Origin of the sequence: Ruegeria sp. (assembly GCF_965243365.1) — a bacterium.
Classification (GTDB): domain Bacteria; phylum Pseudomonadota; class Alphaproteobacteria; order Rhodobacterales; family Rhodobacteraceae; genus Ruegeria.
Window position 1 is genome coordinate 1,867,417 of sequence record NZ_CBDEUW010000002.1, and the last position, 24,360, is coordinate 1,891,776.

Annotated in this window: 30 protein-coding genes; 16 read left to right on the plus strand and 14 right to left on the minus strand. The window is 58.7% G+C overall.

Annotated features, from left to right (window positions below; all coding sequences use genetic code 11):
• Positions 1-15: 15 nt before the first annotated feature.
• The 7 genes from ACP0GE_RS12905 (at position 16) to glp (ending at position 5,339) form a co-directional block, all read left to right on the plus strand.
• Positions 16-150: an aa3-type cytochrome c oxidase subunit IV gene (locus ACP0GE_RS12905; protein ID WP_424832337.1), complete on the plus strand. Its 135-nt coding sequence runs from the start codon at positions 16-18 to the stop codon at positions 148-150.
• A gap of 19 nt (positions 151-169) precedes the next feature.
• Complete coding sequence (locus ACP0GE_RS12910) at positions 170-802, plus strand: hypothetical protein (RefSeq protein ID WP_424832338.1); 633 nt, start codon at positions 170-172, stop codon at positions 800-802.
• A gap of 116 nt (positions 803-918) precedes the next feature.
• Positions 919-1,803 carry a formate dehydrogenase accessory sulfurtransferase FdhD gene (locus ACP0GE_RS12915; protein WP_424833852.1) on the plus strand — a complete coding sequence of 295 codons (885 nt, stop codon included), beginning with the start codon at positions 919-921 and terminating at the stop codon, positions 1,801-1,803.
• Between the two features lie 109 nt (positions 1,804-1,912).
• Positions 1,913-2,866 (plus strand): AEC family transporter, encoded by a 954-nt coding sequence (locus ACP0GE_RS12920; protein ID WP_424832339.1) that lies wholly within the window; start codon positions 1,913-1,915, stop codon positions 2,864-2,866.
• Positions 2,867-2,926: 60 nt separating this feature from the next.
• Positions 2,927-3,571: a molybdenum cofactor guanylyltransferase MobA gene (gene mobA / locus ACP0GE_RS12925; RefSeq protein ID WP_424832340.1), complete on the plus strand. Its 645-nt coding sequence runs from the start codon at positions 2,927-2,929 to the stop codon at positions 3,569-3,571.
• On the plus strand, positions 3,568-4,065 hold the full coding sequence (gene mobB / locus ACP0GE_RS12930; RefSeq protein WP_424832341.1) for a molybdopterin-guanine dinucleotide biosynthesis protein B: 498 nt from the start codon (positions 3,568-3,570) through the stop codon (positions 4,063-4,065). Before mobA ends, mobB begins: the two co-directional genes overlap by 4 nt.
• The gene (gene glp / locus ACP0GE_RS12935; protein ID WP_424832342.1) at positions 4,062-5,339 is read left to right on the plus strand and encodes a gephyrin-like molybdotransferase Glp; all 1,278 of its coding nucleotides are present in this window, start codon (positions 4,062-4,064) and stop codon (positions 5,337-5,339) included. The genes mobB and glp overlap by 4 nt, the downstream gene beginning before the upstream one ends.
• On the opposite strand, the gene ACP0GE_RS12940 is transcribed toward glp, so the two are convergent.
• The 3 genes from ACP0GE_RS12940 to ACP0GE_RS12950 all read right to left on the minus strand — a co-directional run bounded on the left by ACP0GE_RS12940 (position 5,336) and on the right by ACP0GE_RS12950 (position 7,429).
• Positions 5,336-6,331, minus strand: a complete 996-nt coding sequence (locus ACP0GE_RS12940; protein ID WP_424832343.1) for a hypothetical protein — start codon at positions 6,329-6,331, stop codon at positions 5,336-5,338. The genes glp and ACP0GE_RS12940 overlap by 4 nt on opposite strands.
• A gap of 16 nt (positions 6,332-6,347) precedes the next feature.
• A complete protein-coding gene (gene greA / locus ACP0GE_RS12945; protein ID WP_424832344.1) occupies positions 6,348-6,818 on the minus strand; it encodes a transcription elongation factor GreA in 471 nt (156 codons plus the stop codon).
• Positions 6,819-7,048: 230 nt separating this feature from the next.
• On the minus strand, positions 7,049-7,429 hold the full coding sequence (locus ACP0GE_RS12950) for a VOC family protein (RefSeq protein ID WP_424832345.1): 381 nt from the start codon (positions 7,427-7,429) through the stop codon (positions 7,049-7,051).
• An 86-nt stretch (positions 7,430-7,515) separates the two neighbouring features.
• Here ACP0GE_RS12950 and soxR point away from each other — a divergent pair, with 86 nt between their 5' ends.
• From soxR to ACP0GE_RS12970, 4 genes are all read left to right on the plus strand, one after another.
• Complete coding sequence (gene soxR, locus ACP0GE_RS12955) at positions 7,516-7,971, plus strand: redox-sensitive transcriptional activator SoxR (RefSeq protein WP_424832346.1); 456 nt, start codon at positions 7,516-7,518, stop codon at positions 7,969-7,971.
• A gap of 136 nt (positions 7,972-8,107) precedes the next feature.
• Complete coding sequence (locus tag ACP0GE_RS12960) at positions 8,108-9,754, plus strand: 4Fe-4S dicluster domain-containing protein (protein ID WP_424832347.1); 1,647 nt, start codon at positions 8,108-8,110, stop codon at positions 9,752-9,754.
• A 152-nt stretch (positions 9,755-9,906) separates the two neighbouring features.
• Positions 9,907-11,571, plus strand: coding sequence for a tetratricopeptide repeat protein (locus ACP0GE_RS12965; protein ID WP_424833853.1), 1,665 nt, complete (start codon positions 9,907-9,909; stop codon positions 11,569-11,571).
• On the plus strand, positions 11,561-12,382 hold the full coding sequence (locus ACP0GE_RS12970; RefSeq protein WP_424832348.1) for a 4-(cytidine 5'-diphospho)-2-C-methyl-D-erythritol kinase: 822 nt from the start codon (positions 11,561-11,563) through the stop codon (positions 12,380-12,382). Before ACP0GE_RS12965 ends, ACP0GE_RS12970 begins: the two co-directional genes overlap by 11 nt.
• Here ACP0GE_RS12970 and ACP0GE_RS12975 read toward each other — a convergent pair.
• The gene (locus tag ACP0GE_RS12975) at positions 12,375-13,373 is read right to left on the minus strand and encodes a polyprenyl synthetase family protein (RefSeq protein ID WP_424832349.1); all 999 of its coding nucleotides are present in this window, start codon (positions 13,371-13,373) and stop codon (positions 12,375-12,377) included. The two genes, ACP0GE_RS12970 and ACP0GE_RS12975, sit on opposite strands and share 8 nt — an antisense overlap.
• Before the next feature lie 56 nt (positions 13,374-13,429).
• Here ACP0GE_RS12975 and ACP0GE_RS12980 point away from each other — a divergent pair, with 56 nt between their 5' ends.
• From ACP0GE_RS12980 to ACP0GE_RS12990, 3 genes are all read left to right on the plus strand, one after another.
• On the plus strand, positions 13,430-13,645 hold the full coding sequence (locus tag ACP0GE_RS12980; protein WP_170327214.1) for a DUF2007 domain-containing protein: 216 nt from the start codon (positions 13,430-13,432) through the stop codon (positions 13,643-13,645).
• A complete protein-coding gene (locus ACP0GE_RS12985; protein ID WP_424832350.1) occupies positions 13,642-14,412 on the plus strand; it encodes a tRNA1(Val) (adenine(37)-N6)-methyltransferase in 771 nt (256 codons plus the stop codon). The genes ACP0GE_RS12980 and ACP0GE_RS12985 overlap by 4 nt, the downstream gene beginning before the upstream one ends.
• 124 nt (positions 14,413-14,536) lie before the next feature.
• Entirely contained in the window at positions 14,537-14,701 is a 165-nt protein-coding gene (locus ACP0GE_RS12990) for a YdcH family protein (RefSeq protein WP_424832351.1), read from the plus strand.
• Here ACP0GE_RS12990 and ACP0GE_RS12995 read toward each other — a convergent pair.
• The 10 genes from ACP0GE_RS12995 to ACP0GE_RS13040 all read right to left on the minus strand — a co-directional run bounded on the left by ACP0GE_RS12995 (position 14,698) and on the right by ACP0GE_RS13040 (position 22,720).
• Positions 14,698-15,564, minus strand: a complete 867-nt coding sequence (locus ACP0GE_RS12995; protein ID WP_424832352.1) for a DMT family transporter — start codon at positions 15,562-15,564, stop codon at positions 14,698-14,700. The genes ACP0GE_RS12990 and ACP0GE_RS12995 overlap by 4 nt on opposite strands.
• Positions 15,561-16,508 carry a transcriptional regulator GcvA gene (locus ACP0GE_RS13000; RefSeq protein WP_424832353.1) on the minus strand — a complete coding sequence of 316 codons (948 nt, stop codon included), beginning with the start codon at positions 16,506-16,508 and terminating at the stop codon, positions 15,561-15,563. The genes ACP0GE_RS12995 and ACP0GE_RS13000 overlap by 4 nt, the downstream gene beginning before the upstream one ends.
• Positions 16,509-16,807: 299 nt before the next feature.
• On the minus strand, positions 16,808-17,530 hold the full coding sequence (gene phbB / locus ACP0GE_RS13005) for an acetoacetyl-CoA reductase (RefSeq protein ID WP_424832354.1): 723 nt from the start codon (positions 17,528-17,530) through the stop codon (positions 16,808-16,810).
• A gap of 187 nt (positions 17,531-17,717) precedes the next feature.
• Entirely contained in the window at positions 17,718-18,893 is a 1,176-nt protein-coding gene (locus ACP0GE_RS13010; protein WP_424832355.1) for an acetyl-CoA C-acetyltransferase, read from the minus strand.
• 192 nt (positions 18,894-19,085) lie between these two features.
• Positions 19,086-19,919 carry an EAL domain-containing protein gene (locus tag ACP0GE_RS13015; RefSeq protein WP_424832356.1) on the minus strand — a complete coding sequence of 278 codons (834 nt, stop codon included), beginning with the start codon at positions 19,917-19,919 and terminating at the stop codon, positions 19,086-19,088.
• Between the two features lie 111 nt (positions 19,920-20,030).
• Positions 20,031-20,219 carry a hypothetical protein gene (locus ACP0GE_RS13020; protein ID WP_424832357.1) on the minus strand — a complete coding sequence of 63 codons (189 nt, stop codon included), beginning with the start codon at positions 20,217-20,219 and terminating at the stop codon, positions 20,031-20,033.
• A gap of 90 nt (positions 20,220-20,309) precedes the next feature.
• Entirely contained in the window at positions 20,310-21,281 is a 972-nt protein-coding gene (locus ACP0GE_RS13025) for a sterol desaturase family protein (protein WP_424832358.1), read from the minus strand.
• The gene (locus tag ACP0GE_RS13030; protein ID WP_424832359.1) at positions 21,278-21,664 is read right to left on the minus strand and encodes a hypothetical protein; all 387 of its coding nucleotides are present in this window, start codon (positions 21,662-21,664) and stop codon (positions 21,278-21,280) included. The genes ACP0GE_RS13025 and ACP0GE_RS13030 overlap by 4 nt, the downstream gene beginning before the upstream one ends.
• Positions 21,665-21,723: 59 nt before the next feature.
• Entirely contained in the window at positions 21,724-22,053 is a 330-nt protein-coding gene (locus ACP0GE_RS13035) for a hypothetical protein (protein ID WP_424832360.1), read from the minus strand.
• Positions 22,054-22,153: 100 nt separating this feature from the next.
• Positions 22,154-22,720, minus strand: coding sequence for a TlpA disulfide reductase family protein (locus ACP0GE_RS13040; RefSeq protein WP_424832361.1), 567 nt, complete (start codon positions 22,718-22,720; stop codon positions 22,154-22,156).
• Positions 22,721-22,741: 21 nt separating this feature from the next.
• On the opposite strand from ACP0GE_RS13040, the gene argH reads away from it, so the two are divergent.
• Together argH and ACP0GE_RS13050 are read left to right on the plus strand one after the other, a co-directional pair.
• Entirely contained in the window at positions 22,742-24,130 is a 1,389-nt protein-coding gene (gene argH / locus ACP0GE_RS13045; protein ID WP_424832362.1) for an argininosuccinate lyase, read from the plus strand.
• Complete coding sequence (locus tag ACP0GE_RS13050) at positions 24,130-24,312, plus strand: argininosuccinate lyase (RefSeq protein WP_424832363.1); 183 nt, start codon at positions 24,130-24,132, stop codon at positions 24,310-24,312. Before argH ends, ACP0GE_RS13050 begins: the two co-directional genes overlap by 1 nt.
• The last annotated feature ends 48 nt before the right edge of the window (positions 24,313-24,360 follow it).

Below are 24,360 nucleotides of genomic sequence, written 5' to 3' on the forward strand. Positions count from 1 at the left end.
GGATTCTTGAGAGACATGGCTGAACACAAGCACGGCGAGATGGACATTACCGTACAAACCAAAACATTTGACGGGTTCATCAAATTCACCACCTGGTGCGTGGTTGCAATCATATTCCTCTGCCTGTTCCTGGCGGTTTTTGCATCGTAATTCGGACCTGAGGTTTCTAGTGTTCAGAGTTCTGATCGCATGCCTTCTGGCAGCAGTGGTGGCCGGTTGCACCGGATCCAATCGCCCACAGGCGGATCAGAGCCAGATCGTGTCCCGGTCCTATCGTGATCCGGGGCCATCGACGCTGACCCTTTACACCATGATCAACACGCGCACCGGATCGGGTGCGCATACCTCGCTGATGATCAGCGGCAGTGAGCGGGTGATCTTTGACCCTGCGGGTTCGTTCCGGGCCGACGTCGTGCCGATCAGGGATGACGTGCTTTATGGCATCACCCCAGCGGTCGAGCGCGCCTACCGCAGCTCGCATGCGCGTGAAACCCATTACGCACGCATTCAGACCATAGAAGTGACACCGCAACAGGCGGAAATCGCCCTGCAACTGGCCAAGCAATCAGGCCCGGTTGCTGGTGCTTACTGCGCCAACTCCACCGCGCGCATATTGCAGCAGGTTCCGGGGTTCGAACAGATCGATGTGACGTTCTACCCGGTCAAACTGTCCGACCAGTTCGGCCAGATTCCTGGTGTCGTAACTTCGGAATACCGCGAGAATGACGATGCCGATCTGCAAAAGGGGTTGGCGGCGAATAACGCGCAACTTAACCAGTTGGAAGCCGCTGCAAGCAACTAAACCAGACGCTGTTGTAGTGCTGACCCGATAGGGTGCGCGACTTGGATGTGGTGATTGCCGCGGCTAAATTCTATGGTGTTGCCAGAAACGGTAACGGGTATGGAAAAGGGTCTCAATTGGCCACGGAACTGGATCTGTCGGATTACATCATTGCGCCGGACCCCGGGGCAGCGCGCCTGACCCGCGCGGTCCAGGGTGTGGATCAGAATGGCGCGGTCAGCCAGATTTCTGTGGTCGAGGAACGCCCCCTGACGATTTTCCTGAATGCGCAAGAGATCGTAACTGCGATGACCATTGGCGACTACCCTGAATATCTGGCGCTGGGCTTTCTGCGCAATCAGGGGATGCTGCTGCCCGATGACCAGATCACGCAGGTCGACTATGACGACGATCTGGAAACTGTTGTTGTCCGCACGGCGCGCGAAACCTCGTACGAGGACAAGCTGAAGAAAAAGACCCGAACCAGCGGTTGCGCGGTGGGTACTGTATTTGGAGACATGATGGACGGGCTGGAGGACGTCCGCCTGCCGCAAGTCTCAGTTCGGACCTCGTGGCTGTACGACCTGGCCGCCAAGATCAATCGCACCCCGTCCCTTTATCTTGAGGCCGGAGCAATCCATGGAACCGTTCTGTGTCGGGAAAACCAACCGCTGGTTTATATGGAGGATGTCGGGCGCCACAATGCTGTCGACAAAATCGCCGGTTGGATGTTGTCCGAGCGCGCGACAGCAGAGGACAAGATTCTTTACACCACGGGTCGCCTGACCTCGGAAATGGTGATCAAGACCGCGATGATGGGCATTCCGGTTCTGGCCTCCCGATCCGGCTTTACTGCCTGGGGGGTCGAGATCGCGCGCGAGGTCGGCCTGACCCTGATCGGTCGTATGCGGGGGCAACGGTTTGTGTGTCTTTCGGGTGAAGATCGACTGGTACGGGACGTGGATCCGGCGAGCGTTCCGGTGGAAGACAAGCGACACAAAAGAAAAAGTTCTGAGCCCTGAATGCGTCCTGACATCGGGGACAATAAAAAAATCCTGCAAATTCTGAGTGATATGCCCTAGGCTGGGGCGCAACAGACTACGATTTTGATCGAATTTGCACGAGAGAGCCATGGAGCTGATCAACCTTATTGCCCCGGTTTTTGCGGTCATCCTGACGGGATATGTGTTTTCCTGGACCAAACTGCTGGCCGAGGATACCGCTGACGCGCTGGTACAGTTTGCCGTCTATGTCCTGATCCCCGCAATCATGTTCTATCTGATCGGGCAGGAGGAGTTTGAAAATCTCCTCAACTACGGGTTCTACATTTCTTATGGCGGCACGTTGCTGGTTCTGTTCGTCGCCCTGTTCTTTTTTATGCGGGGCATCGTGCACTTCCAGGCGGGGGCGGCGACTGTCGCGGCCTTTGCGGGCGTCGCCTCAAACACGGCGTTGGTGGCCCTACCTATCCTTCACGCGATCTTTGGGTCCAAGGGGGCGCTTCCCGCCGTTCTGGCGAATCTGGTTGTCGCCATACTGCTGCTGGTGATGACCACAGTGCTTGAAAGCCTGGCGGGGCATCAGGCCAAAGAGAAAACACCGACCTACAAGATCCTGCTGAATGTTCTCAAGAACCCCATAATTGCCGCAACCGTGCTGGGCGTCGCTTATTCCTTTACGGGCATAGGATTTTCGGAGTCCGTTTCAGACTATCTGGAATTGCTCAGCCAGGCCCTTGCCGCTGTTGCATTGTTTGCGATCGGGTTCACAACAAGCGTGCGGACAATCGTTCAAACCGGGCCGGTGATCCTGTTGCTGACCGTCGTTAAGCTGATTGTTGCCCCGGGGCTTGTTCTGGTTGCAGCGCATCTGATCGGGCTTGATCCGCTTTGGACGATTGCCGCAACAATTTCGGCTGCAGTGCCGACGGCAAAGAACATCTTTCTTTTGGCCAAGCATTATGATCAGGAACCGCAGCTGGCCGCGCATATTGTTTCAGCGACGTCATTCCTGGCGGTTGGGACGCTGATCATGTGGCTGTTTGTCCTGCACCACATTTACCCGACCGCGTTCCATTTGAACTAAGTTCGATCTACAAGGTTGTAATCGGCCGATCAGTTGGAAGAAAGCAGACAAGGTGCAGGAATGACCAGACCTGTTGGCGTTATCCTGGCGGGAGGGCTCGCTACCCGGATGGGTGGCGGTGACAAAGGCTTGTTGCAGGTTGGCGGGCAGAGCCTTCTGGCACATGTCATTGACCGGATGGCTCCGCAGGTGGACGGATTGGCGCTGAATGCCAATGGTGATCCGGAACGGTTTGCCGATCTGAATCTGCCGGTTCTGCCCGACACTATCGACGGTTATGCAGGCCCTCTGGCCGGTGTTCTGGCCGGGCTGGATTGGGCGGCGGGGCAGGGCGCTGACTGCATCGTCACTGCTGCTGCCGACACTCCGTTTTTTCCCAACGATCTGGTTGCACGATTGATGCAGGCAGCCGATGGTCAGGCGCATCCACTGGTGTTGGCCACCACACCGCGCACCGGGGAAGAGGCGCTGAAATCCGGGGGTGGCAGGCGGGTTAACCGGCATCCGACCTTCGGCCTATGGCCTGTGGCGCTGCGTGATGATCTGCGTACGGCCTTGCAGGATGGTTTGCGTAAAGTTGTGCTGTGGACAGACCAGCATGACGGTCGCGAGGCCCTGTTTCCAGCCGAGCCCTTTGATCCGTTTTTCAACGTCAACACGCCAGACGATTTGGAACGGGCGCGACAGCTATTGGAGCGGGCATGAGGGTTTACGGCGTAACAGGCTGGAAGAACGCGGGAAAGACCGGCTTGATGGAACGGCTGGTGGCAGACATCACTGGGCGTGGGTTTACGGTTTCAACGATCAAGCATGCGCATCACAATGTGGATGTGGACCATCCGGGCACCGATAGCTATCGCCACCGCGTTGCAGGGGCTTCCGAGGTCGTTCTGGCCTCGTCGGGCCGTGTTGCGCTGATACGAGAATTGCGCGGCGCTGATGAGCCCCGTTTACAGGATTTGCTTGCCCGAATGTCGCCGGTCGATCTGGTGTTGATTGAGGGGTACAAGCGCGAACCGCACCCCAAGGTCGAAGCTTTTCGGTCCGAGGCGGGCAATCCTCTGATTGCACCGGGCAATGACAGCATTCGGGCAATAGCCAGTGATATTCCGATGGATTCGGATCGGCCTGTGTTTGACTTGAACGACACAAGCGGCATCGCTGATTTCATATTGGAAGAGGTGGGGTTGCAGGGATGACCGGATCGCCGAAAAAACCGGACATCGCGCCGCCGCCGCTGAGAAACGACTGTTTTGCCCTTCCGGCCGGGGTGGACTGGACACCTGTTGACGACGCATTGGCCCTTCTGCGCGCCCGGTTGCGCCCGGTGACCAATGTCCAAACGGTGCCTGTGTTTGAAGCCGCAGGCCGGGTTCTGGGGGGTGAGGTAACAGCCCTGCGATCCAATCCACCGCAACCGAACACAGCGGTAGACGGCTATGGCTTTTCGGGTGCTGTCGCAGAAGGCTCACATGTGCTGCCGCTGGTTCAGGGGCGTGCAGCGGCTGGGTCGCCCTTTGACGGAACGGTCCCGGCAGGTCAGGCCTTGCGGGTGTTGACCGGTGCCGCTCTGCCAGACGGTGTGGATACGGTGATCCTCGAAGAAGATGTGACCGTTCAGGACGGCCATATCGCCTTTCGCGGGCCGCTGAAGCAAGGTGCCAATACCCGCAGGGCGGGCGAGGATGTTTTGGCAGGTGACGTCGCACTGCCTGCCGGTCGGAGACTGGCGCCCGCCGATCTGGCCCTGTTGTCAGCTGTCGGTGTGTCAGAGGTGCCGGTGCGATCCACCCTGCGCGTAGCGGTTCTGTCTACAGGGGACGAACTGGTCGATCCGGGCGAGGCGGCAGGGGTCGGACAGATATTTGACGCCAACCGACCCATGTTGCTGTCGTTGATCAAGCGGATGGGCTTTCAGCCGGTGGACATGGGGCGCGTGCCCGACGACCGTGGCGCATTGCACGCGCGGTTGGACTTGGCCGCCGAAAAAGCGGATGTGATCCTTACAAGCGGCGGGGCTTCGGCGGGGGACGAAGACCATGTCTCGGCCCTGTTGCGCGAGGCTGGCGCGATGCAGCAATGGCGGATTGCCTTGAAACCCGGCCGCCCGCTGGCCCTGGGTATGTGGGACGGGGCCCCGGTCTTTGGGCTGCCGGGCAACCCTGTCGCGGCCATGGTCTGCACGCTGATCTTTGCCCGCCCCGCGCTTGGGTTGATGGTCGGGGAAGGCTGGAGCGATCCGCAGGGGTTCGATCTGCCTGCCGCTTTTGAAAAACGCAAAAAACCCGGACGCCGTGAATATCTGCGCGCCCGCGTGCGGGACGGTCAGGCCGAAGTGTTCCAATCCGAAGGCTCTGGCCGGATCAGCGGGTTAAGCTGGGCTGAAGGGCTGGTTGAGATTGAGGATGGCGAACGTCACATCAAACCGGGTGATCCGGTGCGATTTATCCCCTACAGCAGCTTTGGGCTTTAGTCGAAGGTTCCGGCAACCCGGCCCAACAGCATAAAGGCGCGCGCGGTGCGGGTTTCGCCCAAAGCGGTCAGATCGGCATCGCTGGCCTCGGGCTCGAAATCGACGATCATATGGTCGAACCGACGCAAAAAGTGATGGGCGGCATCCCGGAAAATCGGGTCCTGCTTCATGCGCGCTGCCGTCAGTGCCAACGAAGAACGGTCGCGGATACCACCTAACGCGGCAACCGCGCGCCCGCGTTCACCTTGGGCGAACTGACGCCAGATTTCGGGCCGTGCCATGTCTGGTCGCAGGTCATCCATATAGATGCCTTCCTGGCTGAGCAGCGTCAGAACATCCTGCGAAGCCTGCACGATCTGCGCCGCTTTGCGATCCTTCAGCGCCAGCCGAAGCGCATCAAACCCTTCTGCATCGTTCTGTGTTTCCGGGAAATTCAGCGCTCGGATAAAGATATCCGTCGCCAGCGGAGGAGAAATTTCTTCGGCAGTGGTGCCAAGCTCTAGCGTTGTCTGATCGCCTTCCGCCGGTTCTGGTGCGCTGACACGTTCCAGTTCGGCCCGATGGGTCGAAAAGGTGGCCAATGCGCTTTCCGTTTTTTTGGCCGTGGCGGCGATTTCGTCCAGCTTGCGGCCTACCGCGGGTTCATAGCTGATGGCCGCACGCTGTTGCTGTGCGACATAAGCGTTGCGGATGGCATCGATGGCGGTTTGCAGCCGGGCGCTTTCCTCGCGCATGATCCGGCTGGCACGCATGGCCATGGCCGCCACCCAAATCATGGCCACCGGCATGAACACGGCAAGAAACGTAACGATGAACCCACCGCCTTGTTGCTGCCCGGGCACCACCAGAAACACGATCGAAATGATCAGCCAGACAACGCTGAGAATGATGGCCGCAATCTCGATCCCGGTCACCGAAGGCTGCCCCGGTCGGTCATAGATACCCAACGAGGTCGGACGCTCGGCTTCGTGATCTTGGTTGGGCTCCGACATGACAAACGCTCCGGGGTCAGGCGTACTCGATACTTAGAACTTCATAGGATCGCACACCGCCGGGCGTGCGCACTTCAACGCTATCGCCTTCGTCCTTGCCGATCAGGGCACGCGCGATGGGCGATTTGATGTTCAGCAGGCCGCTTTCGATATTGGCCTCGTATTCGCCAACGATCTGCCAGGTCTTTTCTTCATCTGTATCTTCATCGACCAGCGTGACCTTGGCACCGAACTTGATGGCACCCGACAGTTTGGCGGGATCGATGACATCAGCCAGCGACAGGATGCCTTCCAGCTCTTTGATGCGGCCTTCGATAAAGCCCTGCTTTTCGCGGGCCGAGTGGTATTCGGCGTTTTCCTTCAAATCACCCAGTTCCCGGGCCGAAGCGATGGCTTCGATGATCGCCGGGCGCTCGACGGATTTGAGGTTCTTCAGTTCCGCCTCGAGCGCGGCATTGCCCGCAGGCGTCATGGGAATCTTTTCCATAGTCTTGTCGTCCACGCATAAATTGATGCGCCCCGCCGCATGGGACAGCGTCGGGGCGAAAGATGGGTCGTCAATTAACTGACCCAAATAAAGCGCGAATTGCAAGGGGCCAAAGACTATGGGGCCAGGGATTTGCAACTTAACGCCGTCGCGGGGGCGGTCTTCTGTGGCGGTGACCCAAAAGCTCACCCCGACGCCATCGATGCGCATCGGTGCCCAGCCATAACATCTCAATCATACTGGACCACCTCGAATTCGATGCCGTTGTCGTCGTCGAAATAGAACCGTTTGCCCGGTTCGTAATCGGCGTGATTATGCGGGGTGAACCCGGCTTTGCGCACGCGATCTTCGGTTTCGTCGATATCTTCGACCAGGACGCCCACGTGATTCAGACCACCGATCGTGGCATAGCTGCTTTCACTGGCTGGCTTTGGATGATCAGGGGCGTAGAGTGCAAGATATGTGTGTTGGGTGCCGATATGAACCGTATACCCGCCTGCCATTGCCGCCCCTTCCCAGCGGATTTTCCAGCCGAACACCTTTTGCAGCCATTCGGCTGAGGCCTTGGGGTCGCGCACGGTAAAGTTAGTGTGTTCAAGCGTCGCCATCATGGGATCTCCTTCGCATTTTTGCTTGTCCCGATTCACTGTAATTTCTAAACCTAACTTTAGGTCAAGGTATTTTTTGAGAGGTAACCATGCCTGCATCAGAAGGTCTTTCCATTGGCGCACTGGCCCGTCGCACCGGGCTGGCAGTGTCGGCCATTCGCTATTACGAGGCGCAGGGTCTGATTTCCCCCTGGCGCAATCCCGGCGGGCAGCGGCGGTATCAAAGGGCTGACATTCGGCGGCTGAGCTTTGTCATGATCGCCCAGCAGTTCGGCCTGACCTTGCCTGAAATCCGCGAAGTCCTGTCCGGTTTGCCCGGCAACCGCACTCCGACACCACAGGATTGGAAAAGGATTAGCACCGGGCTTCGCGCACATTTGGATCAGCGAATCGATACCCTGATGCGATTGCGGGACAATCTGGACGGCTGCATCGGCTGTGGCTGCCTGAGCCTGCCGAAATGCGCGCTCTACAACCCTGATGACAGGGCCAAATCACATGGTAGCGGTCCCAGATATCTACTGGGCGATGCGCCAGACGGCTGAACTACCGTATTACTACGGTTTTACGCCGTGTTTCGATTGACCAACGTCTTTCCAACCATGTAATCAGCCGTGAAACAAAATTGCGCAGACCAAGCGATGAGAGCGCCAATTCGGAAAGTTAGCTAAGGAGCCCGCGATGGCCGAGATTGAACGCGAAGCGATGGAATATGACGTTGTGATCGTGGGTGCAGGCCCCGCGGGCTTGTCAGCGGCCATCCGTCTGAAACAGCTGGATTCCGACCTGAATGTCGTGGTTCTGGAAAAGGGCTCGGAAGTGGGCGCGCATATCTTGTCGGGCGCGGTTCTGGACCCCTGCGGTCTGGACGCATTGATCCCCGACTGGAAAGAAAAAGGCGCGCCGCTGAATGTGCCGGTGCACGAAGACAACTTCTATATGTTGGGTGAGGCGGGCAAGATCCGTATCCCCAACTTCCCGATGCCGCCGCTGATGAACAACCACGGCAACTACATCGTCTCGATGGGCAATGTCTGCCGCTGGATGGCGGAACAGGCCGAGGAGCTGGGCGTGGAAGTCTTCCCCGGCATGGCCTGTTCTGAGCTGGTCTACGGCGAGAACGGCGAGGTCAAAGGCGTCGTGGCTGGTGTCTTCGGTCTTGAGCCCGATGGCTCCTATGGCCCCAACACCGAACCGGGCATGGAGCTGCACGGGAAATACGTTTTCCTGTCCGAAGGTGTCCGCGGTTCGCTGTCCAAAGAGGTCATCGCCAAATACGACCTGTCTGCTGGCAAAGAGCCGCAGAAATACGGCGTCGGCATGAAAGAGATCTGGGAGATCGATCCGGCCAAGCACAAGGAAGGCTCGGTCACGCATACCATGGGCTGGCCGTTGGGCAGCAACGCGGGTGGCGGGTCGTTCATCTATCACCTTGAAAACAATCAGGTCTATGTCGGTTTCGTGGTGCACCTGAACTATAAGAACCCATACCTGTACCCTTACATGGAGTTCCAGCGCTTCAAACATCACCCGATGGTCGCCGAGCTGCTGAAAGGCGGCAAGCGCGTGGCCTACGGCGCGCGGGCCATCACCGAAGGCGGGTATCAGTCGATGCCGAAACTGGTTGCTCCAGGCGTAGCGCTGCTGGGCTGTTCGGCAGGTATGGTCAACGTGCCGCGCATCAAGGGCAACCACAACGCGATGCTGTCGGGCAAAGCTGCGGCCGAGGCCGCGTTTGATGCCATCAAGGCCGAGCGTTCGGGGGATGAGCTGACCGTTTACGAGGCCGAAGTACGCGACGGTGCCATCGGGGCTGATCTGAAGAAGGTGCGCAACGTCAAGCCGATCTGGTCGAAATGGGGCCTGACAGCATCGTTGATGCTGGGTGGTCTGGATATGTGGACAAACACGCTGGGCTTTTCGCTGTTCGGCACGGTGGGTCACGGCAAGAACGACGCCGAGTCGACCGAGGATGCCAGCAAACACCAGCCCATCGACTATCCGAAACCCGATGGTGTGTTGTCCTTCGACCGCCTGACCAATGTGTCCTTTGCGGCGACCAACCACGAGGAAAGCCAGCCCTGCCACCTGAAACTGGCGGACCCGGAGATTCCGGTCAAAGTGAACCTGCCCAAGTTCGACGAACCGGCGCAGCGCTACTGCCCGGCTGGTGTCTACGAAATGGTCGAGGATGAGAACGGCCCGAGATTCGTCATCAATTTCCAGAACTGCGTCCACTGCAAAACCTGTGACATCAAGGATCCAAGCCAGAATATCACCTGGACCACGCCTCAGGGCGGGGATGGGCCAAACTACCCCAATATGTAAGCGAAAAGATGGGCTCTGGCAGGGTCGTGAAGGCTCTGCCATTGCCTCTTACCGGCCAAGGCCCTAGCTTGTCACACAGTCAACGACAACAAGGCAGGCTTTTGGTGTTTTCTCGGGTTCGTCGCGCGGCAGTGGCTGCGATTATTACCTCGATGGTCGTAACGTCCGTTTCGGCGGATACTGGTGCAGGGGCTTATCTGGCCGGGCGTCAGGCCATCTATGAAAGCGACTATAAAGCCGCCGAGCGTTACTATGCGCGGGCGCTCAACTTCGATTCGGACAATCAACAGTTGCAGGAAAGCGTGCTGCTGGCGCGCTTGGCTTTGGGTGATATCACTGGTGCCCTGCCAATTGCGCAGGTGATTGAAGAAGCCGGATTGACCAGTCAGGCGGCGCGGATGGCCGTTTCGGCCAACCTGATTGCTGAAGACAAGTTGGATGAGCTGTTGGCTCGCGATCCTGAAACACAGGGTGTGGGCCCTCTGATCGACGGGTTGGTCACTGCCTGGGCCCATATGGGTAAGGGCGCGATGACCCAGGCGATGGATCAATTCGATGCCGTTGCCGAACAGGAGGGGTTGCGGGAATTCTCACTGTATCACAAGGCCTTGGCACTGGCCTCGATAGGTGATTTCGAAGGGGCCGAGGCGGTGTTCGCTGCAGATGACGGCGCAGTGTCGCAGCTTTCGCGCCGAGCAGCGCTGGCCCGGGCCGAAGTTCTGTCACAGTTGGATCGCAACGAAGACGCGTTGCAATTTCTGGATGACGTTTTTGCCGCAGGCAGCGACCCGTCACTAGAGCACTACATCGCCCGTCTGCAAGACGGTGAGACCTTGCCGTTCACTCATGTTCATTCGGCCCGAGACGGCATGGCCGAGGTGTATTTTTCGGTTGGGGCTGCGTTGAACACCGAAGCCGCGGCAGACTATGTGCTGCTGTACACGCGCATTGCCGGTTTCCTGCGCCCCGATCATATCGATGCCATTCTTCTCAGCGCGGAACTGCTGGAAGGGCTGAACCAGTTCGATCTGGCGGTTGAGGCTTATCGCATGGTTCCGCCAGACAGTATCGACCACCACGCCGCTGAACTGGGGCGCGCCGAAGTGCTGCGCCGGTCGGGCAAGTCGGACGCGGCCATCGAGGTGCTGCGCAATCTTGCGATCAAGCAGCCCGATCTCCCCGGCGTGCATGTGGCGCTGGCCGATCTGTTGCGCCAGCAAGAGGATTACGCAGATGCTGTGACGTCCTACGACACTGCCGTTTCGCTGACCGAAGAAGGCTCGGGCACGAACTGGTTCCTGTATTATGCACGGGGGATTTCCCACGAGCGCCTCAAGAACTGGGACAGCGCCGAGGCCGATTTCCGTCGTGCGCTGGAGTTGAACCCGGACCAACCGCAGGTGTTGAACTATTTGGGCTATTCCCTTGTCGAGCGCCGCGAAAAACTGGACGAGGCCCTTGAGATGATCGAGCGCGCTGTCGCCGCGCGTCCTGACAGTGGCTACATCGTTGACAGTCTGGGCTGGGTGCTGTTCCGTCTGGGCCGCTATGAGGAAGCGGTTGAGCATATGGAGCGCGCGGTTGAGCTGATGCCGGTCGATCCGGTGGTCAATGATCATCTGGGCGACGTCTACTGGGCTGTAGGCCGCGCGCGCGAGGCCGAGTTCCAGTGGAAACGTGCGCTATCCTTCATCGACCCCGAAGACACCGATGGCGAGGCCGATCCCGACCGCATCCGCCGCAAGATCGAGGTTGGTCTGGATGCGGTGCTGGTTGAAGAAGGCGCAGACCCCTTGAAGGTCGCCAATGAAGGTTGAGGCTTTCGCGCCCGCCAAAATCAACCTGACCCTGCACGTGACCGGCCAGCGTGAGGATGGCTATCACCTGCTGGATTCACTGGTGGTTTTCGCGGATGTGGGGGATCGGCTGACCTTCAGCCCAGGCGCAAAACTGTCCATCGACGTAACAGGCGAATTTGCCGTAGGCGTCCCCACGGATCACCGCAATCTGGTCTGGCAGGCTGCCGAGGCCGCGGGCTGGACCGGCCAGATCAGTTTGAACAAGGTGCTGCCCCATGGCGGCGGTATTGGTGGAGGTTCATCGGACGCAGCCGCGACACTGCGTGCGCTTGATGCGCAAGGCATGGAAATTCCCACGGTTTTGCCCTTGTCGATTGGCGCCGATGTCCCTGTCTGCATGGTCGCCAAAGCCTCTCGCATGCGGGGGATCGGAGATCGGGTATCACCGGTCCAGTTGCCCGATTTGCCCGCATTGCTGGTCAACCCCGGCGTCGAGGTTCCCACGGGTGCAGTGTTCAAAGCGTTGGAAACACGCGACAACCCGGGGATGCCTGACACGCTGCCTGGGTTCGAGGGCATCCAATCCTGCGTGGAATGGCTTGCCATGCAGCGCAACGATCTTGAGGTTGCAGCGAAAAGAAGCGCCCCTCAGATCGGGCGGGTTCTGGATGAATTGGCAGAGACGCGAAACGCGCTGATGACCCGCATGTCGGGCTCAGGTTCAACCTGCTTCGCGCTGTACCCCACGATGAAGGACGCGCATTTCGCGGCGTACGAGATCGGCGCGGCCCATCCGGATTGGTGGTGCCGCGCGACGTTGCTTAGTTAAGGCGCGAAACCACGTAATCCGCCAGATCGCGCAACAGCGAGCGGATCTCATGATCGGGAAGGGCATCCAGCGCAACTTTGGCTTTATCGGCCCAGCCAACCGCATCCCTGCGCGTGGCGTCCAATGTGCCATATTTGTTCATCAGGCCCAGTGCGTGGTCCAGATCGTCCTCTTGCTGACGGCCTTTCTCAATCGTCCGTTGCCAGAAGGCGCGTTCTTCTGGTGTGGCCTGCGCCACGGCTTTGATCACGGGCAGGGTCAGCTTGCGTTCACGGAAATCGTCGCCGACATTCTTGCCGGTGGCTTTGCTGTCGCCCAAATAATCCAACAGATCATCGGCAATCTGAAATGCGATGCCCAACGCATCGCCATAGGCGAACAGCGCTTTGACCTGCGCCTCGGACGCACCGGCAATAACCCCACCGACCTCGGTTGCCGCCGAGAACAAGGCCGCCGTTTTCCCCCGCACCACCTGCAGATACACGCTTTCATCCGTTGCCAGATCGGTGGCGGCAGTCATCTGTAGTACCTCGCCTTCGGCAATCGTGGCCGAGGCATTGGCGAGGATATCCAGAACCCGTAGCGACCCGGTTTCGACCATCAACTGAAAGCTGCGGGAAAACAGGTAGTCGCCCACCAACACGCTGGACTTATTGTCCCACAGCAGGTTTGCAGTGGGCCGCCCGCGTCGTTGCCCGCTTTCATCCACTACATCGTCATGCAGCAGGGTCGCCGTGTGGATGAATTCAACCGTCGCCGCCAAACGCACGTGGTGCTCGCCGGAATAGCCAAACAAATGCGCCGCAGCCAATGTCAGCATAGGGCGCAAACGTTTGCCGCCCGCTTCGACCAGATGCGCCGTGACCTCGGGGATGCGCGGGGCATGTTCCGATGCCATACGTGTGCGGATCAGATCGTTGACCGACTCCATTTCCCCGGCCAGAATTTCTGCCAGCCGTTCATGCGGTTTCGAGATTGTGCTGATATTCATCACACTCCTGATACAAGGCTCGACTTCCGCCTCGCCTTGCCCTTACATCCATCCCCATGAAAGAACTTCTGCGCAGCACCGACCCAACGATCCTGGCCTTTGCATCCGCTCTTCTTGAGGGCGAGGATATAGACTGCTTTCAGATGGACGTAAATATGAGCATCCTCGAAGGTGGCATAGGAATCTTCCCGCGCCGCCTGATGGTGCGCGCCGATGACCTGATCCGCGCTGAGCGTGTGATGCGTGATAACGATATCCCGCTGGGCCGATGAACCGGTTTACCGATGACGACCTGAGCTGCAATGATTTCCTGGGCGGGCGCGTCCGCCTGTGGCAGCCGAAAGCCGGGTATCGGGCGGGGGTTGATCCGGTTCTGTTGGCCGCTTCGGTCCCTGCTGAGCCCGGGCAATCAGTGCTGGAGTTGGGTTGCGGGGCCGGTGCCGCAATTTTGTGCCTGGCGGCGCGAATTCCGGGTCTGCAACTGATTGGGGTGGAGTTGCAGGCGGCTTATGCCGAACTGGCGGGCCGAAATGCGGATGACAACGGTGTGTCGCTGGACGTGGTTCAGGCTGACCTAAGCGCACTACCCGGTGAGCTACGACAAAGACAATTCGATCACGTGATCGCCAACCCGCCGTACTACCGAGCCGGTGCGCATAGCGCGGCTGCGGATAAGGGGCGCAGCATTGCGCTGGGCGAGGAAACACCGCTGGAGCATTGGATCGACGTGGCGGCAAAACGTCTCGCGCCGCGGGGGTGTCTGCATATGATCCAAAAAGCGGATCGGCTGCCGGATATGTTGGTGGCTTGTCAGACGCGGCTGGGCTCGGTCGAGGTGCTGCCGCTGTCTGCGCGGGTCGGCAGGCGGGCGGAACTGGTTATCTTGCGCGCACGCAAGAGCGGTCGGGCTGCGTTTCAGCTGCATGCCCCACTGATATTGCACAACGGTGATCGCCACGAAGAAGATGGCGAAAGCTATACCCCGCAGGTGTCGGCGGTGCTGAGAGACGGCGCCGCGCTGTACGGATTTTCAAACTAATGGGCAAAGACCAGCCGAATTTGTCGGATTTATTACAGAATCTGTGCATCTGCGGCGTGACAGGGTGGAAACGATGTGTTCAACTTCCTAGGTGGAATATACACACCAACCAAGGAGGATCGCCATGAGCGTGAGCGCACATCTGACGGAGCTGAAGAAAAAACACGAAACTCTCGGCCTTGAAGTGGAAGAAGCCCAACGCTCGCCAGGCATCGACGATCTCCATATCGCGCAACTCAAAAAGCAAAAACTGAAGCTGAAAGAAGAGATCGAACGCTTGTCGTCTTAAGACTTCAGACTGGCACGCGCTGCAATCAAAGCGCCGCCCGTGATTAAAACCGCTGCGATCGCCAGACCCCAGGACGGGGCGGCGATCCCGGCAAGGATCAGCACTACAGTCGACAGCAAAGGTGCCGCGTACGAGCTGGTGCCAAGCATCTGAATGTCGCCCTGCTTGACCCCGATATCCCAGACATAAAACGCCAGGCCGACTGGCCCCAGACCCAGCGCAACGGTCGATGCCCAGCCTAAAGATGTCTCAGGCCAGACGGTTTCTTCCAACGCGAAATGCAGGGCCCATGACGCGATTGCAGTCAAAACACAGAAGACGGCCACGGTACTGGTGGGGGTCTCGCCAAGCCGCCGGGACAGAACCGAATATCCCGACCATGTCAGGGCGCACAGTAAGGCCAGCGCATATCCCGGAAGGTAGGCGGCCTGAAACCCGGTGCCTCCGCCGCCCGTGATGATCAGCGCAGCCCCGGCAAAGCCCAGACATGCGCCGATCAAGTGACCGGGGCGCAGATGTTCGCCGGGTAGCAGACCGGAAAACAGGACGATCAGCAAAGGCCACAGATAGGCGATCAGCCCGGCCTCGGCCGCAGGGGCCATACGCAGCGCGGAAAAGTAAAGTGCGTGATATCCAAACAGGCCAATCGTTCCGAAGGCATAGACACGCCATTTTACGGCCCTCAACTGGCTCAGTCCGCCCGACTGCCATGTCCAGATCAGCCCCAGCGTGCCGCCGAGCGTGAAGCAGACAGCGTTCAGCAGCAGAGTCGGTGTTGGCGCTGACCCCACGGTCAGCAAGGCTAACAGCGACCAAAGAAGAACGGCGACAAAACCGATGGCGGTGGCGCGGGTTTTGGTCATGCGGGTGGGATGTCCTCGACAGGGATGATTTCAAATGCATCCGAGATATGAGCGGTTTTTTCGATCTCGGCTACAAACCAATCCCGAAAAGCTGCGATCTGTGGTCGTTTTTCTGCACCCGGCAGGCAGAGGAACCGAAAACGCGCCTGGGTTTCGATGGCAATCTTGAACGGCGCAACCAGACGACCTTCGGTCAGGTCCTTGATGATCATTGCACGCCGTCCCAGCGCCACGCCGACCCCTGCCACAGCGGCGTCAATCGCATGGTCCGCATGGGAAAACCGCGGTCCGTGGGTGGGTTCGAAATCCATTTTCACAGCACGAAACCACGTTGCCCAATCTGCCGCGGGCTTCAAAAAACCAATCGAGTCGTCATGAATCAAAGGCGCGTTTCGCAGGTCTTCGGGCGTAGTGACCTGTTCGGCCAGTTCCGGCGTCATCACCGGAGTTAACCATTCTTTGCGCACGGGTAGCGCATAAAGGCCGTCATCAGGCCCGTAGCCGAACCTTATTGCGACATCCACGTCGTCCCGTTCCAAATCCATGTTCCGCAGCGTGGCCGAGAACTTCAGATCAATTTCCGGATGAGCACGGGCGAACTCGTATAGGCGCGGTGCCAACCATTTGGCGGTTAATGCAGGTCCTGCGGTGACTGTCAGGCTGGTCTCATCTCCTAGCCGCCGCACCGCCTGCCACGCAGCCTGAAGCGTCGCGAATCCGTCTACTGCCCCAGGGGCAAGCATTCGGCCGGCCTCGGTCAATTCCACTGCGCGGTTCAGGCGCCGAAACAAAGGGCGGCCCAGATGTTCCTCCAGCGATTTGATCTGAAACGAAAGCGCGGCGGGGGTGACGTGTAACTCATCGGCCGCTTTGGCAAAAGACATGTGCCGGGCGGCCGCATCAAATGCCCGTAAGGCTGTCAGAGGGGGAAGATAGTCGCTCATCACGCAAGAATTTCTTAACTGACGGTTGCAGAAAGCTCGTTTGTTGGCAGCGATTTAAAGGCGCATATTGGATTCAAGTCAAACAATACTGTCCCGAATAGGAGGCCGCCATGATCGAAGTCACAACCAACCCCGTCGCCGCCCGCGCTTTTCGGCAAGCCCACGCTGAACGGGCCAAGGCAATCAATTTTGCATTCAAGTGGTTGTTCGGTTCCCGCTGAACGCAGCGCGCGCGTTCTTACGGGATAGAAGAAGGGCCGGTCCAAATCGACCGGCCCTTGTTTTGATTTCCAGTGTTTTCAGACGAAGAACTGCGCGCCGTTGGCCGAGATTGTCGAGCCATTGATAAACTGCGAGTCGTCCGAGGCCAGAAATGCCACGCAGCGTGCGATTTCTTCCGGCTCACCCAGACGACCGGCAGGAATCTGGCCGATGATGGATTCGCGTACCTTTTCCGGCACGGCCATGACCATCTCAGTTGCGATATAACCGGGGCATATTGCGTTTGCCGTGATGCCTGCGCGCGCGCCTTCCTGTGCCAGCGACTTGACGATACCCAGATCGCCCGCCTTGGTCGCAGCATAGTTCACCTGCGCAAACTGACCCTTCTGACCGTTGATCGAGCTGATCACGATCACACGCCCGAATTTGCGCTCGCGCATGCCGGGCCAAACAGGGTGAACAGTGTTGAACACGCCGGTCAGGTTGGTGTCGATCACCTGATGCCATTGCTCGGGGCTCATCTTGTGAAATGGCGCGTCGCGGGTAATGCCGGCGTTTGCTACCACGATGTCAATCGGCCCAACCTCGGCCTCGACTTTTTCGATGCCCGCCTTGGATTCGTCATAGTCGGCCACGTTCCATTTGTAGGTGGCGATGCCGGTTTCTTCGGTGAATTTCGCCGCCGCTTCGTCATTCCCCGCATAGGTGGCCGCAACATTGTATCCTTCGGCCTTAAGCGCCTTGGAAATTGCTGCGCCGATGCCGCGGGAACCGCCGGTTACGAGTGCTGTACGTGCCATTTAGGACTCCTCCAAAATTAGTCGCCTTGGTAATTCTGTTACTCTGCAGGTGAGTTATACGCAATATCGTTTCGTGTCCGATTTGATCTTTCTGTTTGCCGATAGTGCTGCATCTAAGGGATATGATCCGATTGTAACAAAAAAGGGCGCCCGATGGGCGCCCTTTTGTATCCAGTTCTCAACGCACTTAGTCGCGCTCCACACACAGGGCGACACCCATGCCACCACCGATGCAGAGGGTCGCCAGGCCCTTTTTGGCATCCCGGCGCTTCATTTCGAACAGCAGCGTGTTCAGAACGCGGCAGCCAGAGGCGCCAATCGGGTGGCCGATGGCAATCGCGCCACCGTTAACGTTTACGATGGACGGGTTCCAGCCCATGTCCTTGTTCACGGCACAGGCTTGCGCGGCAAAGGCTTCGTTGGCTTCGACCAGATCCAGATCGTCAACCGACCAGCCTGCTTTTTCCAGCGCTTTGCGCGAGGCGTAGATCGGACCAACGCCCATGATCGACGGGTCCAGACCAGCAGTTGCATAGGATGCAATCCGGGCCAGAGGCTCAATCCCGCGCTTCTCGGCGTTCTCTGCTGACATCAGCAGGGTCGCCGCCGCGCCGTCGTTCAGGCCGGATGCGTTGGCCGCAGTAACCGAGCCGTCTTTGGTGAAGGCCGGGCGCAGCTTGGCCATGGCTTCCATGGTCGCGCCGTGACGGATATATTCGTCCTTGTCCATCACGATGTCACCCTTGCGGGTCTTGATGGTGAAGGGGACGATCTCGTCTGCGAACTTGCCGGCGTTCTGTGCGGCCTCGGCCTTGTTCTGCGAGGCGACGGCGAATTCGTCCTGCATGTCGCGGCTGATCTGCCATTTCTCGGCGACGTTCTCAGCAGTTTGGCCCATGTGATAGCCGTTGAAGGCGTCCCACAGACCATCGCGGATCATCGTGTCGATATATTTCATGTCACCCATCTTGTGACCGGCGCGCAAGGCAGCGGCATGGGGTGACAGTGTCATGTTCTCCTGGCCACCGGCGGCGACGATCTCGGCGTCGCCCAGCTGGATGTGCTGAGCACCCAAGGCAACCGCGCGCAGGCCCGAGCCACACACCTGGTTGATGCCCCAAGCCGCGCTTTCCTGCGGCAAACCGGCGTTGATATGCGCCTGACGCGCTGGGTTCTGTCCCTGGGCGGCGGTCAGAACCTGGCCCATGATGGTTTCGCTTACTTCGCCTTTGTCGATCCCGGCGCGTTCAACAACTGCCTCAAGGACGGCAGCGCCCAGATCATGTGCAGGTGTGTTTGCGAAAGAACCGCTAAAGCTGCCGACGCCCGTACGGGCGGCCGATGCGATTACTACGTTGGTCATATAGTCAATCCTTTACCGTCATGGTCCTGTGGGAAATCTGACGGCGCAGGTGGCAAAGGGTATCTGCCAATGTAGAAGCGCCTCGTGTTCCCCGCTCCAGCATGCATTGGAATACCTTAATGCTGCACGTGCAGCAACGGACAGCTTGTCCCAGTTGGAATCGTGGCAGCGGTCCGCTTTACGGCAAGTCGATTAAGTTCCTGTTTTCGGGATGTTTCCCGGCTTCCAAGGAGGGGTCACCGATGGGGCGCCAAACAGGAAGCCCTGCATACAGTCGACGCCGTTCGCGGCAAGAAATTCGGCATCCCGTTTGGATTCAACCGATTCGGCGGTCACCAGAATCTCGAACTCGCGCGCGACGGCGACCAGGGCGCGGACAAGCGCCTGATTGTCAGGATCGTCCCCAATGCCCTGGATGAATTGGCCGTCGATCTTGGCTGCATCGAACAGGAACTCGCGGAAATATCGGAAACTGAAATTGCTGGCCCCGAAATCATCCAGCGCAAATGCGACACCTCGGGGTTGCAATCGGTCCATGAAGTCGATGACCAATTCGGGCACCAGCATGGCTGAATTTTCCGAGATTTCCAGAATCAACCGTTCTCCCAGTGAGGGGTCTTTCCTCAGAAAACGCTCGAGAATACGCGACCAGCGCGCGTAGCCGATTGACCGTGCGGACATATTGATCGACAACCGAATGCTGGCGTTTCGCATCAGCGTCTGCAGGCCAAGTTCCAGCGCGACACAGTCCAGTTCGCGACCAACCGGAGTATTTTCGACCTGAGGCATGAATTCGCGCGCAGGAATGACACGACCAGTGTCGTCTAAAACGCGGATGAACCCCTCGTAAAAGGCAACATCGTGCGAACCGTTGGCCTGAACGACCGGTTGAAAGGCCAGTTTGCACTGTTTGTGTTTCACCGCTTCGGTCGCCATGTGAACGACGGACTTGTCGCGGGACACGACCGCCGCATTCAACGGATTGTCTGCGCCTTCGGGCAGGTCTGCCAGTTTGTTCTTTCGCATCGGCGCACTGTTCCCCTGATCGAACCGAAAGGGCGTCCGATTGCGATTTCACGGCAAACAAGTGAATCTTTAGTTAAACGCTCCGCCTCGAAGTCAGAAAAACAGGCCGGGTCAGCGTGCGGATTGCCAGACCTGACCCAGCGATGCCGCTGCACCAACAAGTGCGCCAAGAAGGCCAAGCGCCATCATTACAAAACCCAAAGCAAGCAGGGCATGCGTTGCACCGGTGAGGGCGGACATCATTGCAAGGACAATCCCCAGCAGGCCTGTGACGGTCGAAATCGTCATCATTTTCGTCATATGCGCCTCCGCCACATCGGTTAGGAATTCGGTATCGATATGGATCGAAGCGTACGGAATTCAAGCTAATGAGCGGCGCATCGCCAGATGTCAGGCCTGCTTTGCCCTTGAGTTAGGCGGATCTGCGTCCAAATGCTCAAATCCGGGCGTTCCCCGATCCTCTGGATGGCGGGCAAGATGCTTGGCTTTGATCTGTTCCGAAGTGTCGCGGCTGCCGTCATGACTGTATCCGGGCGGCGCAAAGCAATAAGCGAGTCGTTGGCGCAGTGTCAGGCCCTTCTGAGTCGCATCCTGCCAGATACCGACCCATTCGTGGAAAGCAACGCGCAATGGGTTGAAGGTGCCGATATTGTGAACCAACCCGTAATCGACACGGTCATCCTCTTGCTCGGGCACGAAGGTTCCGAACATCTTGTCCCAGACGATGAAGACGCCCGCGTAGTTGCAATCCAGATACCGCGCGTTGCGACCGTGATGGGCACGGTGATGGCTGGGCGTGTTCATCACCGCCTCGAACCAGCGAGGCATCTTGCCGATGGCCTCGGTATGGATCCAGAACTGATAGATCAGGTTCAGGCCACCGCAGAACAGGACCATTGCGGGGTGGAATCCCAATAGGATCAGAGGTGCCCGCACCACCATCATGAAGGTGAATGTATAAGTCCATGTCTGCCGCAGCGCGGTGGTCAGGTTATAGTGCTGCGAGCTGTGGTGGTTCACATGACTGGCCCAGACCCAGCGGATACGATGCCCGAACCGGTGTACCCAGTAATACCGCAGATCATCCAGCACAAAGCACAGGATGATTACCGGGATCGAGGTGCCAAGGTTCAGTGGTGTGATGTTCCAGAGCCACATGAAGAACCCAAAGGCAATGAACCCCAGCAACAGGCCGGAGGCGATATTGCCCGCCCCCATGATCAGAGACGTCACCGCATCGCGCGTCTCATAGCGGCCACCGCGGTTCTTGATGGCGATCCACAGAAACTCGGCCAGAATGGCGGCGATGAAGAAGGGAACGGCCCATTGCACGGCATCGGGAAAGCTCATTTGGTCGGTCATGCAGGATCCATCAGGTCGCGCCAGTGGCGGCGCTCGAACTCGTCCAGGCGGACCAGGGTTTTGGGTACGGCGAATTCGTGAAACATGATCTCAAACCCGTCCGGGTGATCCAGAAGATCGTAATCCAGCAGATGCCGCGCAACCGTATCGGCCCCAAAGGACCACAGCAGCCCGTTTCCGGTTTCTGTGCGCACAAGTGCCGCGTGACCGTCATGCGCCACGGTCGCGTCAATCACTGTGTCATCCGGGAAATGCCTCAACCACTGGGTGCGCGCTGTGTCGGGCGTCAGATCACGCCGCTTCGATCTGCCGGAAAAATGCAGCATCAACGTGATCCCGCCAATGCCGCAGATCACCAGCGCCAGTAGTATTTCAAGTGGCATCCTGTCCTCCTTCGATCAGACTGCAAAGGAGTTCAATGCCTGTCAAAGGTGGCGTCACGTCAGCTGTGTTCAAGCCTGTCCAGTATTTCATGCTGAACAACGCGTTCGACGAATGGCACAAGCCCTTCCGGGCCTGAGGCACGATCCTTAAGGTGGATACAGATGTCGGGTCTGCGGGCGGCAATCAGACCGATCATTTCACCCCTTACCCTGTCGTCCAGACCTGCACCCATGATCGCACAGGCAATACGCGGCTCGGCGTCCAGTTGCCTGCAAACCTCGTCCTGATCATGTGCCCCCAGCCATTGGATCGGAAAATGATCCAGTTGGCGCGCCACATCACCAATCACAGTCGGCAACCGTCCGATCAAAAGAACGACCGGTTTCATCGCATGTCTCCTTTCTTTTCTCAGGTCGCAAACCAAAAAAACCGACCCGTAAGGGCCGGTTTCAGTTTAGCACAAATTGAAAAGATCGGTGCGAACCGCGTCAGCTATTGGCTTCGACCAGAGTGGAAATGATTGCTTTTGCACTGTCCGAATTCCACTCGGCGTCACCGATAAGGCGCGCGATTTCGTTGCCGTCAGGGTCGATGATGACAGTAATGGGCAGACCAACCACACCCATTGCCCGGGCAACCGTTTGACTGGGGTCCTGATGCCGGGGCAGGTTGGTGATACCGTTTTCGTCAAAGAATTTCTTGATCCCGGCGGGCGAGTTGCGCCCGGTGGCCAGTGTCAGAACCTCGAATTTGTCTCCGCCGAACTCGTCCTGCAACTCGGCGATTTGCGGCATCTCTTTGCGGCAGGGTGCGCACCAGGTGGCCCAGAAATTCAGCAGAACATATTTGCCTTTGTAGTCGGCCAGAGATCCGGTTCCTCCGTCGTCTTCCAACTGAAACTCGACCACGTTGACCGGTTTGGGCTCTTTATGCAGGATCAGCCTTTTCAGCGTACCGTCGCGCAGGGGCGCCAGCGTCTCGGCATCGGTGGCCAAAGCGGCGTTTGCACCCAGCGCAAGGGCCATATAAAGGGGGATCAGACGAAATAGGCGCATATCAACTCCGGGTTTTCCAACATGACCGATCAATCCTCGAACCAGATGTGGGGTGGCCGCTTTGCCGCCGGTCCAGACGCGATCATGGAGGCGATCAATGCCTCGATCGGGTTCGATCAGCGGATGGCGGCCCAGGACATCGCAGGCTCGCGCGCCCATGCCGCTATGCTGGCGGCGACAGGCGTTATTAGTGATAGTGACGCGCAGGCCATTCGGGAAGGGCTGCTCACCGTTTTGTCAGAAATCCAGAACGGCGAATTTCAGTTCTCGACTGCGCTGGAAGACATCCACATGAACGTCGAAGCGCGCCTGAAAAAGGTTATCGGAGAGCCCGCAGGCCGCCTGCACACAGGCCGTTCGCGCAACGATCAGGTCGCAACCGATTTCAAACTCTGGGCCCGTGATCAGTTCGATGCAGCCGAAACCGGCCTGCTGGCGCTAATCCGCGCGCTTTTGGCACAGGCCGAGGCCGGGGCGGATTGGGTCATGCCGGGCTTTACTCATCTTCAAACCGCGCAACCGGTAACGTGGGGTCATCACATGATGGCCTATGTCGAGATGTTTGGTCGCGACCTGAGCCGCGTTCGTGACGCCCGTGCCCGGATGAACGAATCCCCGCTGGGGGCGGCTGCTCTGGCCGGAACGTCCTTCCCCATAGACCGCCACATGACTGCCGAGGCGCTGGGCTTTGACCGCCCCGCCGCGAACTCGCTGGATGCGGTCAGCGACCGCGATTTCGCGCTGGAGTTCCTGTCGACCGCCTCGATCTGTGCCGTTCACCTGTCGCGCTTTGCCGAGGAACTGGTGATCTGGTCTTCGGCCCAGTTCCGATTTGTGACGCTCTCGGACCGGTTCTCGACCGGATCGTCGATCATGCCGCAAAAGAAAAACCCCGATGCCGCTGAACTGATCCGCGCCAAGGTGGGCCGCATCTATGGCGCAAACACCGCGCTGATGATGGTGATGAAGGGCCTGCCGCTGGCCTATTCCAAGGACATGCAGGAAGACAAAGAACAGGTCTTTGATGCTGCCGACAACTGGATGCTGGCGCTGGCGGCGATGGAAGGAATGGTCAAGGACATGACCGCCAACCGCGAGAGCCTCGCCGCCGCTGCCGGGTCGGGCTTTTCCACCGCGACCGATCTGGCCGACTGGCTGGTTCGCGTGCTTGGTCTGCCGTTCCGTGACGCGCACCACGTGACGGGATCGCTTGTTGCCATGGCCGAGTCCAAAGGCTGTGACCTGCCGGATTTGTCTCTGGAAGACATGCAATCGGTCCATGCCGATATCACGGATGACGTCTATTCTGTCCTTACCGTGGAAAATTCGGTAAACTCGCGCCAGTCTTATGGCGGCACGGCACCCGATCAGGTGCGGGCCCAGATCAAGCGATGGAAGGCGCTGGTGTGATGCGGATACGACATGTGATCCTTTTGGTTGCGACCGGTATCGCCCTTGCCGCCTGCGGCGCGGATGGCGAACCGGTGCAACCGACATTCAACGCGGCTGTCGGCGTTGGTAGCAGCGGATCATATGTTGCGGGCGGGGTTGGCGTGAATCGCGGGCCGGTTGGCCTGTTTGTGGGATTCTGACCTGCAAACCGTTGAATGCACAGGCACTGGCCCCCATTTTCGGGTGCA

What these genes read in the sequence shown, in the direction of transcription:
- soxR (WP_424832346.1), top strand. Translation starts at nt 7,516, where the DNA reads ATGCCTGCATCAGAAGGTCTTTCCATTGGCGCACTGGCCCGTCGCACC.
- ACP0GE_RS13010 (WP_424832355.1), bottom strand. Translation starts at nt 18,893, where the DNA reads ATGACCAACGTAGTAATCGCATCGGCCGCCCGTACGGGCGTCGGCAGC.
- ACP0GE_RS12985 (WP_424832350.1), top strand. Translation starts at nt 13,642, where the DNA reads ATGAACCGGTTTACCGATGACGACCTGAGCTGCAATGATTTCCTGGGC.
- greA (WP_424832344.1), bottom strand. Translation starts at nt 6,818, where the DNA reads ATGGAAAAGATTCCCATGACGCCTGCGGGCAATGCCGCGCTCGAGGCG.
- ACP0GE_RS12980 (WP_170327214.1), top strand. Translation starts at nt 13,430, where the DNA reads ATGAAAGAACTTCTGCGCAGCACCGACCCAACGATCCTGGCCTTTGCA.
- mobB (WP_424832341.1), top strand. Translation starts at nt 3,568, where the DNA reads ATGAGGGTTTACGGCGTAACAGGCTGGAAGAACGCGGGAAAGACCGGC.
- ACP0GE_RS12995 (WP_424832352.1), bottom strand. Translation starts at nt 15,564, where the DNA reads ATGACCAAAACCCGCGCCACCGCCATCGGTTTTGTCGCCGTTCTTCTT.
- ACP0GE_RS12990 (WP_424832351.1), top strand. Translation starts at nt 14,537, where the DNA reads ATGAGCGTGAGCGCACATCTGACGGAGCTGAAGAAAAAACACGAAACT.
- argH (WP_424832362.1), top strand. Translation starts at nt 22,742, where the DNA reads ATGACCGATCAATCCTCGAACCAGATGTGGGGTGGCCGCTTTGCCGCC.
- ACP0GE_RS13035 (WP_424832360.1), bottom strand. Translation starts at nt 22,053, where the DNA reads ATGAAACCGGTCGTTCTTTTGATCGGACGGTTGCCGACTGTGATTGGT.
- ACP0GE_RS13050 (WP_424832363.1), top strand. Translation starts at nt 24,130, where the DNA reads ATGCGGATACGACATGTGATCCTTTTGGTTGCGACCGGTATCGCCCTT.
- ACP0GE_RS13030 (WP_424832359.1), bottom strand. Translation starts at nt 21,664, where the DNA reads ATGCCACTTGAAATACTACTGGCGCTGGTGATCTGCGGCATTGGCGGG.
- ACP0GE_RS13040 (WP_424832361.1), bottom strand. Translation starts at nt 22,720, where the DNA reads ATGCGCCTATTTCGTCTGATCCCCCTTTATATGGCCCTTGCGCTGGGT.
- ACP0GE_RS12940 (WP_424832343.1), bottom strand. Translation starts at nt 6,331, where the DNA reads ATGTCGGAGCCCAACCAAGATCACGAAGCCGAGCGTCCGACCTCGTTG.
- ACP0GE_RS13025 (WP_424832358.1), bottom strand. Translation starts at nt 21,281, where the DNA reads ATGACCGACCAAATGAGCTTTCCCGATGCCGTGCAATGGGCCGTTCCC.
- ACP0GE_RS13000 (WP_424832353.1), bottom strand. Translation starts at nt 16,508, where the DNA reads ATGAGCGACTATCTTCCCCCTCTGACAGCCTTACGGGCATTTGATGCG.
- ACP0GE_RS12970 (WP_424832348.1), top strand. Translation starts at nt 11,561, where the DNA reads ATGAAGGTTGAGGCTTTCGCGCCCGCCAAAATCAACCTGACCCTGCAC.
- phbB (WP_424832354.1), bottom strand. Translation starts at nt 17,530, where the DNA reads ATGGCACGTACAGCACTCGTAACCGGCGGTTCCCGCGGCATCGGCGCA.
- ACP0GE_RS12965 (WP_424833853.1), top strand. Translation starts at nt 9,907, where the DNA reads ATGGTCGTAACGTCCGTTTCGGCGGATACTGGTGCAGGGGCTTATCTG.
- ACP0GE_RS12950 (WP_424832345.1), bottom strand. Translation starts at nt 7,429, where the DNA reads ATGATGGCGACGCTTGAACACACTAACTTTACCGTGCGCGACCCCAAG.
- mobA (WP_424832340.1), top strand. Translation starts at nt 2,927, where the DNA reads ATGACCAGACCTGTTGGCGTTATCCTGGCGGGAGGGCTCGCTACCCGG.
- ACP0GE_RS13020 (WP_424832357.1), bottom strand. Translation starts at nt 20,219, where the DNA reads ATGACGAAAATGATGACGATTTCGACCGTCACAGGCCTGCTGGGGATT.
- ACP0GE_RS12905 (WP_424832337.1), top strand. Translation starts at nt 16, where the DNA reads ATGGCTGAACACAAGCACGGCGAGATGGACATTACCGTACAAACCAAA.
- ACP0GE_RS13015 (WP_424832356.1), bottom strand. Translation starts at nt 19,919, where the DNA reads ATGCGAAAGAACAAACTGGCAGACCTGCCCGAAGGCGCAGACAATCCG.
- glp (WP_424832342.1), top strand. Translation starts at nt 4,062, where the DNA reads ATGACCGGATCGCCGAAAAAACCGGACATCGCGCCGCCGCCGCTGAGA.
- ACP0GE_RS12975 (WP_424832349.1), bottom strand. Translation starts at nt 13,373, where the DNA reads ATGAATATCAGCACAATCTCGAAACCGCATGAACGGCTGGCAGAAATT.
- ACP0GE_RS12960 (WP_424832347.1), top strand. Translation starts at nt 8,108, where the DNA reads ATGGCCGAGATTGAACGCGAAGCGATGGAATATGACGTTGTGATCGTG.
- ACP0GE_RS12920 (WP_424832339.1), top strand. Translation starts at nt 1,913, where the DNA reads ATGGAGCTGATCAACCTTATTGCCCCGGTTTTTGCGGTCATCCTGACG.